The 15,410-nt window shown below is 35.2% G+C and carries 12 protein-coding genes; 8 read left to right on the forward strand and 4 right to left on the reverse strand.

What is annotated here, in order from left to right; all coding sequences use genetic code 11:
• The first annotated feature begins 15 nt into the window (after positions 1-15).
• From AC6CHH_RS08635 to AC6CHH_RS08670, 8 genes are read left to right on the forward strand one after another with little or no spacing between them, the layout of a single operon-like run.
• On the forward strand, positions 16-1,110 hold the full coding sequence (locus AC6CHH_RS08635; protein ID WP_498281830.1) for a DUF5007 domain-containing protein: 1,095 nt from the start codon (positions 16-18) through the stop codon (positions 1,108-1,110).
• A 12-nt stretch (positions 1,111-1,122) separates the two neighbouring features.
• Positions 1,123-4,260, forward strand: a complete 3,138-nt coding sequence (locus tag AC6CHH_RS08640) for a SusC/RagA family TonB-linked outer membrane protein (protein WP_498281832.1) — start codon at positions 1,123-1,125, stop codon at positions 4,258-4,260.
• Between the two features lie 5 nt (positions 4,261-4,265).
• On the forward strand, positions 4,266-5,813 hold the full coding sequence (locus AC6CHH_RS08645; protein WP_498281834.1) for a RagB/SusD family nutrient uptake outer membrane protein: 1,548 nt from the start codon (positions 4,266-4,268) through the stop codon (positions 5,811-5,813).
• A 2-nt stretch (positions 5,814-5,815) separates the two neighbouring features.
• On the forward strand, positions 5,816-6,550 hold the full coding sequence (locus AC6CHH_RS08650; RefSeq protein WP_498281836.1) for a hypothetical protein: 735 nt from the start codon (positions 5,816-5,818) through the stop codon (positions 6,548-6,550).
• A 4-nt stretch (positions 6,551-6,554) separates the two neighbouring features.
• Positions 6,555-8,162, forward strand: a complete 1,608-nt coding sequence (locus tag AC6CHH_RS08655; protein WP_498281838.1) for a DUF5008 domain-containing protein — start codon at positions 6,555-6,557, stop codon at positions 8,160-8,162.
• A 10-nt stretch (positions 8,163-8,172) separates the two neighbouring features.
• Complete coding sequence (locus tag AC6CHH_RS08660; RefSeq protein WP_498281840.1) at positions 8,173-9,894, forward strand: LamG-like jellyroll fold domain-containing protein; 1,722 nt, start codon at positions 8,173-8,175, stop codon at positions 9,892-9,894.
• A gap of 7 nt (positions 9,895-9,901) precedes the next feature.
• Entirely contained in the window at positions 9,902-11,278 is a 1,377-nt protein-coding gene (locus AC6CHH_RS08665) for a discoidin domain-containing protein (RefSeq protein WP_498281842.1), read from the forward strand.
• Positions 11,279-11,312: 34 nt separating this feature from the next.
• Complete coding sequence (locus tag AC6CHH_RS08670) at positions 11,313-12,335, forward strand: PKD domain-containing protein (RefSeq protein ID WP_498281844.1); 1,023 nt, start codon at positions 11,313-11,315, stop codon at positions 12,333-12,335.
• A 91-nt stretch (positions 12,336-12,426) separates the two neighbouring features.
• Here AC6CHH_RS08670 and yajC read toward each other — a convergent pair whose 3' ends face one another.
• The 4 genes from yajC to AC6CHH_RS08690 all read right to left on the reverse strand — a co-directional run bounded on the left by yajC (position 12,427) and on the right by AC6CHH_RS08690 (position 15,299).
• A complete protein-coding gene (gene yajC / locus AC6CHH_RS08675) occupies positions 12,427-12,741 on the reverse strand; it encodes a preprotein translocase subunit YajC (RefSeq protein WP_498281846.1) in 315 nt (104 codons plus the stop codon).
• 28 nt (positions 12,742-12,769) lie between these two features.
• Entirely contained in the window at positions 12,770-13,222 is a 453-nt protein-coding gene (locus tag AC6CHH_RS08680) for a DUF1573 domain-containing protein (protein ID WP_498281848.1), read from the reverse strand.
• 10 nt (positions 13,223-13,232) lie between these two features.
• The gene (gene nusB / locus AC6CHH_RS08685; RefSeq protein WP_498281850.1) at positions 13,233-14,057 is read right to left on the reverse strand and encodes a transcription antitermination factor NusB; all 825 of its coding nucleotides are present in this window, start codon (positions 14,055-14,057) and stop codon (positions 13,233-13,235) included.
• Between the two features lie 168 nt (positions 14,058-14,225).
• Positions 14,226-15,299, reverse strand: coding sequence for a Glu/Leu/Phe/Val family dehydrogenase (locus tag AC6CHH_RS08690; RefSeq protein WP_498281852.1), 1,074 nt, complete (start codon positions 15,297-15,299; stop codon positions 14,226-14,228).
• Between the last annotated feature and the right edge of the window lie 111 nt (positions 15,300-15,410).

The following is a 15,410-nucleotide window of genomic DNA, read 5'->3' on the forward strand; positions in this document are numbered from 1 at the left end:
CTGAAAAGACAAATTATGAAAATTTCGAATAGTATCCGATTATTCTGTGTCTTCTTAGGAAGCTATGGATTGCTAACATCCTGCACAGATTTATATAATCTACCCGAAGACAAAGATTTTATGAGTGAGGAAATAAATTACCTCAATAAAATCCTAGAGCCAACATTAGGTCGCTACAGTGTTTTTACATCACTTCAGGCTGACAACTCAACACTTCCAATGAAGTTTGAAATTGTCAATCCACGATATGGAGATGGAAGAGCGGTAGAAGACCTTTTTCAAAAAAAGCAAACATACGTATGGATTTCTGAATATGATGGTTTGGAAAAATCGTTGGAAGAAATTGAAGCGAAAAGACAACTTGTAGAAAAACCATTATTTGAGGTGGACTCAAACGGTAGATTTATTATGTGGCCTTCTGCGACTAATGAACTGATTACTCCAAGACCTATAGACACTGTATTAAAAACACAAGAAATTCGCTATTTTGATTTAAAAGTTCAAAACTCCGGAGGTACGCAAATTATCAAGGACTTCCAAATCATACCCTGGAGGCAGAGAAACTATTATCCAGATACCGATATTAACCCCTACACAGGTGGCAAAGCTCCTGATCCACAAAGACCGAAGGACACAACAAGACAAGACTATATTATCCCAAGTTGGATTTCTGGGAATGTCATTGGTGAAAATTCTGAACTACGTTTAGAGAATAATAATATTAAAAAAGATATTGTAGTCTATATCAGGCCCTTTACAGGTGGTAATGGAAATAGTCTTCGATTCAAATTTATGGGAAAAAATGGAAATTTCATTAACCCCAATAAATTCAACGAAACTAAATGGGATCTTTTAGTACATGGCTTCAACAAGGAAATTACAGAAGAACATGTACAATATGATGTAGCCTACCCTATTCCTTTAACAAATTTCAAAACTGATTTTGCAGATGGCGGAACCGCTAGAGTAAAATTTGCCTATTCTAGAATAACTTTTGGAGGATTCCGACAAATTGCCGACTTCGGATTAGATTTTAGAATTTATAAAAAAGGAGATTGGGAAATTGTTTTCCATTTCCGAAATGAGAACCCAAAATTTGAGGATGACTAAAATTTAGCCTATATGAAATTTCAAACTAACATATTAATATTTATCCTATCGGCGGTTTTTTCCATCCAATCGGTGATGGCTCAAAATCAGCAAATAACTGGTAAAGTAGTCGATGAATCTAAACGAGGTATTGGCGGGGTAACAATTCAAGATGCAACAAATAAAAGAGCAATTACTGCAACTTCAGACAATGGAAGTTTTACTGTAAGCGTGGCTCCCAACACGGTTTTAATCTTTAAAGGTGTTGGATTTAATCAACGTAGAGTGACCGTTAAAGCTAATCAAACCGTTATAAATGTCCAATTGAGTACATCAGAAGATCAAGTAGAAGAAGTTGTTGTTAGAGGTTATGTGGCTCGTAAAAAAGAAACATCAACGGGCTCATCTTTTACTTTAGGAGAAAAAGATCTAAGGGATGTACCGGTAGCCAACTTAGAGCAATTGATGCAGGGTAAAGTACCAGGACTTAATGTACAGGTCAATACAGGTGCCCCGGGATTTAGAGGGTCAACACAAATTCGGGGATTATCAACACTCTCTACAACTGGTTCTGGAAATGAATCCATCTTAATGCCCACCTCTCCACTTTATGTAATAGATGGTGTTCCTATGGATGCAGATAGAGCTTCTGAATTTGGACTTCAACAACAAGGCCCTGGCATTAGTCCCCTATCGTTAATTCCTCCAGAGGATGTTCAAAGTATTGAAATTCTCAAAGATGCACAAGCAACTTCATTATATGGTTCTCAGGGCGCATATGGTGTAATTATTATTACAACCAAAAGAGGAAATTCGGAAGTACCTAGGATCAATTATACCCACAGTACATTTATGAAGACCCCTCCTAAATTAAGAGAAACTATAGGAGGAAACATGGAAAGACAAATAAAACTTTGGCAGATTCTTCAAAATGCAAGAAACCAGGATGAAATAGATAAAATAATGGACACTCCTGGTCTCGCGGATAGCTTGAATGCCTATTATAATAATTCGACCGATTGGCAAAGTCTTTTTTATCAGAACACGTTTAATCAAAATCACAATTTAAGTTTAGATGGTGGAAATCAAATTCTTTCCTATAAAAGTAATTTAGGATACTATGGGGAGACCGGTGTAATCAGAAACACAGGTTTCAATCGCTATTCAGCAAATTTAAGAATGGATTATAAGCCAACTCCTCGGTTTGATTTTACCGGACAAGTTTTTGCCCAATTAGGTAAACAGAATAAAGGGGATGGTACAGGTATTCTGCAGACGGGAGTTTCTGATGGAGGAATGAATTCAACATTACTTCCTCCTCCAGGATTTTATACAGCTAATTCAGATTATCTTGCTGCAATAAAAACTAAAAATGATAACAGTTCAAAATTAATTAGGCCATTTATAGAAGCGGGATTTGAAATTATTGATGGACTGAGGTTGAGATCAGCCTTAAGTTATGAATTTGCTTCTAATAATGAGGATCGATTTGTGCCTGCGGCAGCTGCTGGTCAATTCTCAAATGTATATTCATTTGCAGGACGTGAATCTCAGCTCTATAATAGAAATATTTTAAATTATAGTAAAACGATCAAAGAAGATCATAACATTTTCATCAATTTTTTCAACGAGGTTCGACATGTAACAAGGCAAAATTCAATCATCCAACAAGCGAGAACCCCTAACGATCAGTTTGAAGGACCATTAGGTTTCGATGGTTACTTTTCAAGAGGAGGAGGTGTTTTAAGTAATTTCAGGAATGAAAAAGCCCTATCTTTTGCCTTTGCAACTAGTTATAACTATAAAAACAGATATGTTGTAGATTTATCTTACCGTTTAGATGGTTCTTCTGCTAATGGATTTGAGAACCTATATACGAAGAACCCCGCAATTGGAGTCCGCTGGAACATTCATCACGAGAATTGGATTGAATCCCTACCCTGGATTAATTTAGCTTCCCTACGTTTCACTTGGGGTGTAAATGTAATGCCAACAAGTACATTAGAACGTGTTTATGGTAGATACGATATATCTGGAAGATACAATCAAGTCAATGGTATTGGTATCAATTATGATTTTATCCCAAATCCCAATCTTAAGCCAACAACTTCAATGCAGTACAATGCAGGATTGGATTTAAACCTATTTAATGGAAAGGTAGATTTAGTATACGACACCTATTACAAACAGGTTGATAATTTATTATTTGATGCCATGTTGAGTAATATGGCTGGTTTCGGAAAACTATATTCAAACGATGCTGGTGTTGCGAATTATGGACACGAGATGGCAATCAATATCAGGCCCATTCCTACATCGAATGCATTTAGTTGGACATTCTCTGTAAATGGAGCCTACAACAAGGATATATTATTGCAACTACCTAGTCATTATAGAGGTCAGTTTATTCGTTGGGATAATTCTGCTGATTTATTACATATGGTTAATCGGGTTGGGACTTCATCTTTATCGAATTATTTATTGCAAAACATTGGAGTGTACGCAACGGATCAGGATGTTCCTGTTGATCCCGTTACCGGTTTAAGATATCGTACGGCCAATGGAACTTTTTTCCAAGCAGGGGATCCAATCTATGTTGATAGAAATGGAGATTATATATTGGATAACCGGGATTATTCTCGATCAGGAAATTCACAACCATTAATTACCGGAGGAATGCAGAATTCATTTCAATACAAAAATTTCCAATTATCAATATATGCTTCGTATACTGCCAAAAGAACAATTTTAAATTATGCCCTTGCTCAACGTCTAGATTTATTGAAAGACCCTTTTGCCTCTAAATCAGTTGTTCCAATTAGTGATCTGGATATCTGGTTAAAAGATGGTGACGTTGCAAAATACCCATATCCATATGATTATTCTAGAAATTCTAGTGTAAGGCCATTCCGATATGATCAAACCTTATGGGAAGAAGACGGGAGTTATTTTAAAATCAACAATATAATTGTGGCCTATGTTTTCGATCGTGATTTTTTAAGAAGATTTAGATTGGAACGATTCCGCATATATGGATCCATGGACAATGTCATTACTTTCTCTAAGTATTCAGGACCGAATCCGGAAAATGTAACAAATTTGGGTCGTGATCAATCAAACGGATATCCTGTACCTAGGTCATACACATTAGGTTTTAATCTTTCATTTTAAAAATTATGAAAAACTTAATTAAAAATAAATTAATACGAATTGGACTTGGTTTGGCACTAGTACTTACATTCAATGGATGTAAAAATTACCTTGTCGTAGAACCAATTGATAGATTAACTGGAAATAATTACTATCAATCACTAGAAGATGTTGAGAGTAACTTAGCATTTATATATAGTCGTTTTTTTGACAAAATCAATGAAACATGGGTTATGGGCGCGATTGGTGAGGCTAGATCTGGTGAAATTTTTGTCTCCGATGGTGCCAATAGCTACGATGCTAGAAAAGTAATCGAGGTATTAGGTAAAAACGATTTATTGACGGCGATAAATTCTTCTCAGTTTGAATGGTACAACATGCGTTTGATTACCAATTGGAAAAAATACTATGAAGTTATTCAAAGTGTTAACATATTGATAAGCAAGCTAGAAGAAGGGATACCAGGAGTTAGTGAAACGGAAAAAGTCAGATACATTGCTGAATCTAAATTTATACGTTGTTTCACCTACTTTTGGATGGTTCGATTATATGGTGATGTTCCCTACTATACAGATCCTTATCATACACAAGCCCTAGGTAGAGAAAACCTTGTGTCTGTCTTAAATAAGTGCATAGAGGAACTGATGCCAGAAAAAGACAAAATGCCATGGTCCTTTAATGACCCTGCTTTAAGGGGAGCTCGCCCAGCTAAAGGTGCAATCATAGCTCTTTTGATGCATATGAATATGTGGAATTCATCCTTTGACAATCCAAACAAGCAGAAATATCTCACGGCCACAGCAACTTTGGGTAGTGAATTAATTAATAATCGCCAACACAAATTAATTGCTCCATTTAATGATCAAAATTGGGCAACGGTTACAAAAGGTCGTAGTGAAGAATCATTATTTGAATTCTACAGAAGTATTAATTATGGTGATAATGTTGCGGCTCTAGCGCCATTTTGGGATCATTTTCTTCGCTGGCCATATAAATTTCCACGTTTTACAAATCAATTAAGCCATTGTTATTACATTTCAACTTACATGAATCAAATTTATCCTGAGGGAGTTGCTGATAAACGTAGAGAATTATGGTTTGAAGATATCACTTCAGACGATGGTCAATTCGTTCTTAGAAAGTTCGGCACCAATGTGTATGCTTCGGGAAATGAGGACAAAAATCCAGACAATAGTTTTATCATTTTTAGATATTCAGATGCTGTTCTTCTGTATGCCGAGGCTTTAGCTGAAATGGGAAATAAAGATAATGAAGCAATTGCTGCGGTTAACATGGTTCGGGATCGAGCACAAGCAACAAGGTATTCAGGAAGTGGAGGTGCAGAATTAAAGGATTTTATCTTCATGGAACGTTGTAGAGAATTGATTGGAGAAGGTCACCGTTATTTTGATTTAATAAGGACAAGAAGAATACTGAATGCAGAATGGACAATGAGTCCACTGAGTCTTGACCAATTTAACAGGGGTGGTTGGACATGGCCAATTGATCCGAGCGCGATGAACTATAATACAGAAATGGAATTAAATGAATATTGGACTACAATAGGACGTTAATTATGAAAAAAATATTTAAACCCAATACTATTTTGTTGATTTTATTCAGCATAATAACTCTAAGCGCCTGTAATAAAGACGATTATTATGAAGACGGTGGCCTAGCTCAAGCGGAATTTGATGGTAGCATATTGGAATATTTAGACTCAAAACCGATTTTATTTGACTCAATAGCTGAAATTATTCGACTTGCAGGTCTTGAACAAACATTTACTAATGAAGAATTTACTTTTTTCGCACCAAGTGATCCTGATATTAAAAGTTTAATTGGATCAATTGACAAGGGTGGTTTAAATAGAGAACTCTATTATTTAGGCTTAGATACAATTACTAAATTAAGTGATATTGAACCTAATATTTGGCAGACCCATTTGTTAAAGTATATGTTCCGTGGTAAGAACAAACTAGCAGATTATCCACAAATTGATTTTAGTTTACTAAATGTATACCCAGGTCAAAACTACATCGCATTTTCAGGAAACGTTAGTAATATTGGCGTCGTCTATAATGACGCTGTTGGAGGAGGAAGTGTTTTAAAATACATGGGATATAGGCAATTACATTTATCTTACATATTTGACCCGATGAATCCTGATAATTATCAAAGTTATCCTATTTCAAGTTCAGATATACAGCCAAAAAATGGAGTAATTCATGTATTAAATTACAAAAATACTGCCTTCGGCCTAGATGGTGGGGCAACAATAATTGCAGATGTTATTCAAAGTAAACGATAAGATTATGAAAATATTATTTCAATATATACTTAGTATTGGTTGTCTTGTTGCAATTTGTTCTTGTTCTAAAGAAATCGAATTTCATTCAGAACCCTATGAACAAGGCAAAGCCCCACTTGGTATAGTGATGGAACGGACTCAAAAACCTTCTCCCGAAATTGGAGGACCAGGGGATCAGGTTAAAATTAAGGTTTCAGGTTTAAGTGATTTTAAGGATAAAGCGATTTTTACTTTCAATGGGCAAAAAGCTGAAATACTCAACATCACTGAGGAAGAAATTACAGTAAAGGTCCCGTCTTTTGCAAGTACTGGCATTACATCAATTTTTATAGATGATGTAGTTATTTACGGTCCCAACTTCGAGGTAGAAGGATTAGTAAAACTTGACCCCACATGGCAAGCAAAATTTGGAACAAATGGTACCGTATCCGGTATTTTAACGACAATCGAAGGAAAGAATATTGTCATAGGTGCTTTCAATAACTATGAAAATAAAGGACTAATCAAAGCAAATAATAGAATTGTTAGAACATTCAAAGATGGACAATATGATGCTAGCTTTCGCGTAGGTAATGGAGCAAATGGATTTTTATCTTCCATAATTCAAATTCAGAATCATTACTACCTTTCGGGTTCTTTCTCTGGTTACGATCAAAGAACAGATAATATCTCAAATTTAACTAGAATTGAACTAACTGGTAAAATAGACACTATGCCAGTTAGTCCTTTCAGACCTCCACCTTTGTTGGATACAATAAAATATTATCCTCGTTTCAATGGAGGTTTCAATTCAGGTGTGGATCAGATTTATAATCACAATGGAAAAATTTTAGCTGTAGGTGATTTCCGTTTTCATATTAATAGGATTTATGGAGAACCAAACTTTATGGAAACCCGGGATTCAATCATTTTAGACAGTACAGAAATCCGTTCGGTAGCGTTGTTAAATTTAGACGGAACCTTAGATAAAACATTCCGTTTTGTTGGAGGGAAGGCCTTACCGGGGGCTAACGGGCCGATATCGTCCTTCTATCACGAATCTGGACCTCTGAAAGGAAAAACAATCATTTTTGGTAGATTCAAAATGTTTGATGGACAAGCAAGAGGATATATCACTCGATTAAATGCGGATGGAACTCTGGATCCCACATTTAATCCTGGAGGTGAGGGTGCTAATTATAACATCAATAAAGTAACCTATAATGAGGTTACAAAAAAATATATCGCTGTTGGTTTGTTTGAAACCTACAATGGTACCTCCAGTCCAAGAATGGTCCTCTTAAACGAAGATGGAAAAATTGACAATTCATTTAAGGTCAAAAATTTTGGAAGAGGAGTTCCAACCTATGCAAAACAATTAGATGATGGTCTGATAGTGGTCGGAGGAAGTTTCATTGAGTATAATGGAATAACCAGGCAAAATTTTATGATTATTGATAGTAAAGGTGATTTGGTACCCGGAATGAATAACTCAGGAGAGTTTAGAGGACATTTAGAACAGGTAATTGAAACAAAGTCAGACGATCAAAAAAGAGCGTTATTGCTACTTGGTTCATTTACAAAATTCAACAATATAGATGCAAGAAATATAACTCGAATTATTATCGAATAAACCTAACGTTATGAAGAATCAAATTATAAAACACATATCCTTTTCATTACTTATTTTACTAGGATTCTCGGTAAGTTCTTGCAATCAAGAATTTAGCAAAGTAATTCCAGATGTAGAAGGAGATACCGTAGATGTTATTTATGGTAAACCTAAAGTACTACTGTTGATTGCAGATGGTGCACGAGGTGAATCCGTCAGGGTCACAAAACCTGCAAACATTACTGCAATCCTTCCCCATTCAATTTATTCTTGGAATTCCTTGAGTGAGGAAAATGCGGTGGGTATTGGGTCCAATTGGTCGAATATTTTCACTGGAGTGAATTACCTGAAACATGGAGTTCGTGATAATAATTTTGAAAACAATAAATTTGATGCTTATCCCCTCATTTTTAAAAGAATTAAGGAAAATCTTAAGGATTCTACTCAGATGAGCATGGTAAGTTCAAATTCATTATTCCTTTCTAATTTTGGACAGGAAATTAATCATCAACAAGCACAAAACGATGATGATGCCACAAGTAAATTATTAAATGAAATAAAGCAAGAAAACCTATCCTTTATCACCGGCCATTTTACTGGAATTGATGAGGCAGGTAAAATTTCTGGTTATGATAGTTCCAAGCCCGGTTACAAAGCTGCGATCGAAAAATTTGATAACCAAGTTGGCCAGTTGCTTGAAGCTTTAAAATCAAGAGAAAATTATGAAAAGGAAAACTGGTTAGTCATTATTACATCAAGTCAGGGAGGTGAACACGAAATCCCTGACTCTCAAAACGATAACACAATATTTAGTAATCCTCTAGTGAATACTTTTACAGTTATATACTCCCCTACCTTTACCACTAAATTTATTGGAAAACCATTTATTGGGAATAAATTTATTGGCGATTTCATGCAATTTAAAGAAACCAATTATGCTCAATTAGATTCTGGTGATAACAGCATCTTTAACCTAGACAGTGACGATTTCACCATTGAATTAAAAATCAAAAAGAATAAAGGTAGAAATAACAATTATAGTTTCAGTTATCCTTCTGTAATTGGAAAACGTAAACATTGGCAAGGTGCTTGGGATCGGGAAACTGATGGAATAGGATGGGTCATACACTTAGCGGGTGAATCATGGATTTTCAATGCCAGGGGTGATAAAGGTACCGGTGAAATAAAAGCTGAAAAAAATTTAAATCGAGGAACTTGGAACACAATAACGGTTACAGGGGCAACAGTTGATGGCAAACGCATCGTTAAATTATACACAAATGGTGTTCTCTCTAAAGAGGGAGATATTACAGGGTGGGGATCAATTACATCAACAGCTAAATTTAGAATCGGTTTTTTAGAGACTAGAGAAGGTTGGAGATCGGATGCGTATCTAGCTGATGTTAAATTCTGGAAAGCGGCATTATCTCCAGAAACAGTGAAACAGTTTAGTTGCGAAATTGGAATCGAACCTAATCACCCAAATATAGATTTGTTGGCAGCCTATTGGCCTATGAACAGCAAAGATCAAGACTTAATTATGGATGAAGGTCCAACACAAGCACATTTAAACACAGCAAGTGATAACTATCAAATCTTGCAATTAAACGATTTTATTTGTGCTCCTTCGGCTGAAACGTTAAGTGCACTTGTTCCAAGAACAATTGACATCTCAACCCAAATTATAAGTTGGTTGAAAGTGCCTAGACAGATCAGTTGGGATTTGGATGGTCGTGTATGGATTGATAAATAAACCAATTATGAAATTAGAAATATTTTATATGAAAAAGTTCTTCGCATTAGCACTATTAGCAGCATTAATATTTAGCTGCGAAGATGAGGCGCTTCAAGAATTCAAAATCAATCCAGGTAGTGCAACTACTGTAGGATCAGGAGATATTGCAGGGACGGTAACCAAAACCAATGAAAGTGTGACTATTCCCGTAAGCGTTTATTTGAATACCCCAGCTTCTAAGGCATTTGAAGTTTCTTTGGCTGTGGATCAACAGGCTGCACAAACACACATCACCAGCAATAATCTAGGAAACGAATATATTGCTATCAAAGCTGAGTCAATATTACTTCCAAATTCCACGAAAATAAATTTCGGGGCGGACTCAACAGTTTTTAATACAGTAATTACGCGAACCGAGGTTGAAAAATATTACGGAAAAAAAATTGTTATCGGTTATACAATCACGAATGCCGGAAAGGGTAATGCCATTGATAAAGAGAATGATACAGGTATAATCATATTGAGTACACAAGATTTAATAACTTCGGAAGATATTCATTATATCTCACTAACCAATGGTGCAGGATCAATTATTGAAGCTAAAAATCAGATTAACTACGAAAGTTCGTCTTCTGGATTAACCATCCCATTAGGGATTAGTTTAGCAAGTTTCCCAGGTTCTTCTTTTAACGTTGAAGTGGTTACCTCAACAGATACAATTGCTACTTTGATTCAACAAAATTTATTACCGAGTAATACAATTGCATTACAACCTTCACAATATTCGATCGTCAACAATGTGCAAATTGGTAGCAATGCAAAATCAGCTGGACTTGAACTCACTGTTCCTTGGACGGTGATCAGTGAGAATTTAGATAAAAAGCTGGCTGTGGTTGTCGAACTTGCCTCCTCTACCCTACATGTCATTAATCCAGAAAAAAATTATAGTATTTTATTAATAGACTCCGAGAATGTCATGGAAGTTGATGTGACAGATCTTGCAACTCTGACAGTAAGCCGAGATAATGACAACCAGGGTGAGAATTCTCCAAAATTAGTTGATGGAAATTACAATTCTAAATTTTTATTAGGTAGTTTTTCAGAAGTTGAATGTACTCTTGTATTCGATTCCCCACAAAAAATTGGCGCTTATACGTTTACTTCTGGTGGTGATGCACAGCCTCGAGATCCAAATGAATGGACTCTTTATGCATCCAATGACGGTGAAACTTGGACTGCCATTGACAGCCGTTCAAATGAACAATTTGAAAGTAGAACTTTAACTAGACGATTTAATATAGATCTTCCTGCCGCTTATACTCATTTCCGTATGCATATAACTGGAAATGTTGGTAGTGATCTTTTCCAATTAGCGGAATGGAGAATGGTCAGAATTCCTTAATAGAAACTTTTTCAATTAACTTAATATGAAAATCATGAAACTATCCTACTACCTTTTTGTTGCTTCTATGCTATTTTCATGCGCAAAAGAAGAAGCTGCACCTGAAGAAATTATAGAATTAGAAAAAAAACCATTAGCATCCTTTGAATACGGTTTAGTTAATGCAAATGATCCCTTCACCTATAAGTTTGATAATAAATCCGCAAACTTTAAGGATACGCGTTGGTCGTTTGCAGACGATAGTACTGCATCAGTAGAATCTCCCACTCATACCTTTTTAAATACAGGGACCTATGTAGTAAAACTTGTTGTATTAAATGGTGAAGGTTATTGGGCCCAAAGAGAAGAAACAATTCAGATTTCTGCTGCCAATTTAATAACTGTCAACACGCAAACTATTGGCGATAGGAAACTTAAAGTAAGCTATCAAACTCCAATGAATATTGATAAAAATATTTGGTTGGAAGGATACGAAGACAGCGACCCAATTCTTTCAGAAGAAAAAGAGATTGAGCTAGAATTTGAGCCCGGAGCGTTTAAAGAAGTTAAACTTGCTGTGACAACACCGAAAGGATCTAAAGCTGTATTAGATTTGTTAATTTCTGAATTAGGTTTAGTCCAGGATGTGACAAATTTTGATAATATTTTCACTATTTCACATGAGAACGGTGGTGGACCAGATGGAGGTGAAGGTTCTAAAAAGCTAATTGATAATATTATTACTACTAAAGTGTTCCTAGGTGGGGTTCATGGTGATCTAAGTTGGAAATTTGAATATTTCGTTCCCCAAATTGTCAACGGCTATAGCATGACCTCTGGAAATGATTCTCCATCACGTGATCCAAAACGATGGAAAGTGGAGGGATCACAAGATGGTAAAGATTGGACGATTATTGATGAAAGATCTGATCAAACTTGGGAGACAAGAAGATTATCTAGGACTTTTACCTTTACAAACAATACGCAATACAAGTTCTATAAATTCTCTATGTTGGAATTAAACGGTAGCTCAAATTTCCAAATGTCTGAGATACGGTTATTAAATATTCCACAATAAATTAGTTTTAATTATTCAGAAATGATTTAATAAAAAAGCATTCCTTGTGGGGAATGCTTTTTTATTAAAAATTATTTGGTTAAAAATAAATTTAAGCCGGCTTTTCTGCATTAAGGGCTTTAGAAGCTTCTAGCGAAATTGATGATTTATCAAAACGAATCTTTACGCCTGAACCAACATCCACTAAAAAAGTTTTCTCATTCACCTCCACAATTCTGCCGTGAATTCCAGCTGTAGTTACGATTTTCGAGTTAACACCAATCTCTTCAATATATTTTTTATGGTCCTTTTGTTTTTTCATTTGAGGTCTAATCATGAAGAAGTAAAAAACTACTACGATTAACACCATTGGTAATAACTGCATTAAACCACTACCTGTTGTCTGTAATAAAATAGTTGAAATCATCTGTATTTAAAATTTTATAAGTTTATTATTATTTTGCTTCGACTTCCCCTTTTAATTGCACAGTCATAATTTTTGACTCAGCATTGGAAGCAATTGTAATTATTTTTTGTTGTTGGCCAACTTGACCATCGCTGTTAAATTCTACCGCTATTTCTCCTGTTTTTCCTGGAAGAACTGGAGTGGCAGTATAAGTTGGGGTGGTGCATCCACAACTCGCCGAAACTTGAGCTAAAATAACTGGATGATTCCCTGTATTTTCAAAAGTGAATGTATGTTTTATAATTTCACCTTCTTTGATGTTGCCAAAGTTAAACACTGTCTCTTTAAACTCTATTCTCCCAATACCCTGATTTTCTTCTTCGGTATTAGAAATATCCAATTGAGTTTCTTGCCCTTCAGAACTAACTTGCTTTCCATCATTATTACATGATGTTGTCAAAATGGCAATAGAAAAAAATGATAAGATAATATTTATTTTCATTGTTCTTTTTTTATGCAATTAACCCACGCCCCTCTTTTTTGATTCTCTTTTGTGTATTAAGGTCAGCCAATATCTTATCTAAGATACCGTTTATAAAGGTACTACTTTTTGCTGTACTAAAGGATTTAGATAATTCAATATATTCATTTATTGTAACCTTTATTGGTATTGTTGGGAAATGAATCAATTCAGTAATCGCCATTTGCATTAGTAAATTATCAATTAAGGCTATTCGATCAGATTCCCAATTTTTTGTTTTTGCAGATATTAGATCTTGATATTCTTTGCCAAATTTAATTGTTAAACGGAGTAAATTCAAAATAAAATCTTTGTCCTCTAACCAACTTGGTGTTAATTCAGCTAGGTTATTTTTAGATGGTACTTCACTGCTAAAGTTTTTAAAAGTTTTTGCAATCATTGCTTGCAAAACTTCCTTATCAACCTGCCAATTTATGAAACGTTCATCTAATGCTTGCTCCACATTTGGAGATTTCAAAATTATTTTTTTGAAAATATATTTAATAATATCCTTTTCTGTAGAAATTGAACGATCTTCCTTTTGAAGATATTCAAGATAAGCTTCTGATTCCTTTAATTGTGCAAATATTGAACGAACAATTTCCGGATCATAATTCCAATCAACATTAAATTTTTTAACCTTTTCCAAGTAAGGTCTGTTTTGGCGCAAGGAATCAATAAACGTATTACTATTCAATTTAGTAGAAGAATATGTTTTGTCATTATCGTCCGGAATCCATTTATTGGCAATACCCTCTACGTTGATTAAAACATGCTCAGCAACCTCATCCAAAAGATTGAGTGTCCAAATATACATTTCATCAACCTCTTCAACATTTCTGAGAAGACCTTTCTCAAAATTTCCAATGTTTTTGTCCTCGGACAAACTGTAGGCATACAAAACTTGCATTACCTTAACCCTTAGGTGTCTTCTATTTAGCATAATTTTATGTAAGAACGAATATTAATAAAGAACGATATTATACTAGAATTTTAGTTTTTTCATATCAAGAATCCGCTTCTCAGCTAAGTCTTTAGCCGCTTGATATGTTGATATGTCTTCTTCTTTTGCTTTTTGTATCACGTGTCGTGTAGCGGTATATATGTACCTGATTAGATGTTCGGTTCGATCAGTACCGTACCCTTCCAATTCTGAGTAACAGCTTATTAATGCACCGGCATTAATCAAAAAATCAGGAGTATAGAGGATGTTTTTTTCTTTCAATAACTCTGTTGTGCGCTCTTCCTCTAAAAGTTGGTTATTCGCTGAACCAGCGATGATTTTACAACGCATTCGGGGAACTGTATCGGGATTAACTGTCCCACCAAGGGCGCAAGGAGCATATACATCTACATCCAATTCGTAACTAGTTGAATAGGTAATAGGTTCCGCTTTATATTTTGCAGCAATTTTCATTTTACGTTCTTCAGTCATATCGGATACGTATACTCGAGCGTTTTCGGCTCGTAGCAGGGAGATCAGGTGTTCTCCTACACTTCCTACTCCTTGAACAGCGACTTTCCTGCCTGCCAAATTATCATCTCCATATAATTCTTTAATTGCCGCCTTAATTCCAAAATACACTCCTTTTGCTGCAAACACCGTCGTATCACCAGCACCATTAAGCGAAGTTGGTAATCCTGCTACATAATTTGTTTCTGCTTGGATATACTCTAGATCCTTTTGTGTAGTACCGACATCAATAGAAGCAATAAAGTTTCCATTCAAGCCGTTTATAAATCGTCCAAAACGACGCATAAGAACTTCAGTTTTTTCTGTTCGATAGTTACCAATAATGATGGCACTACCTCCGCCTAAATTTAAGCCAGCTAATGAAGCTTTATATGTTATTGCTTTTGACAGCCGCAAAGCATCTTCAATAGCTTCAAACTCTGAAGCATACGGCAACATTCGAACACCGCCTATGGCCGGTCCTAATGTGGTGTCATGTATAGCAACAATTGCTTTCAAACCAACTTCCTTATCATTACAAATGAAAATATTCTGATGGTCCGATACACGCATCAAATCAAATAGTGAGCTAGAATCCTTCTGCATAATCAAACAAAAATAACAGCTACAAAATTAACAAATTATTTAGTTCTATTGTGTAATGGAGTGAAATAATAAATTTACTACCCTAAATTGACATTTAGCGTGAATTATTCA

The sequence above is a fragment of the Sphingobacterium sp. GQ94 genome, from assembly GCF_059758715.1.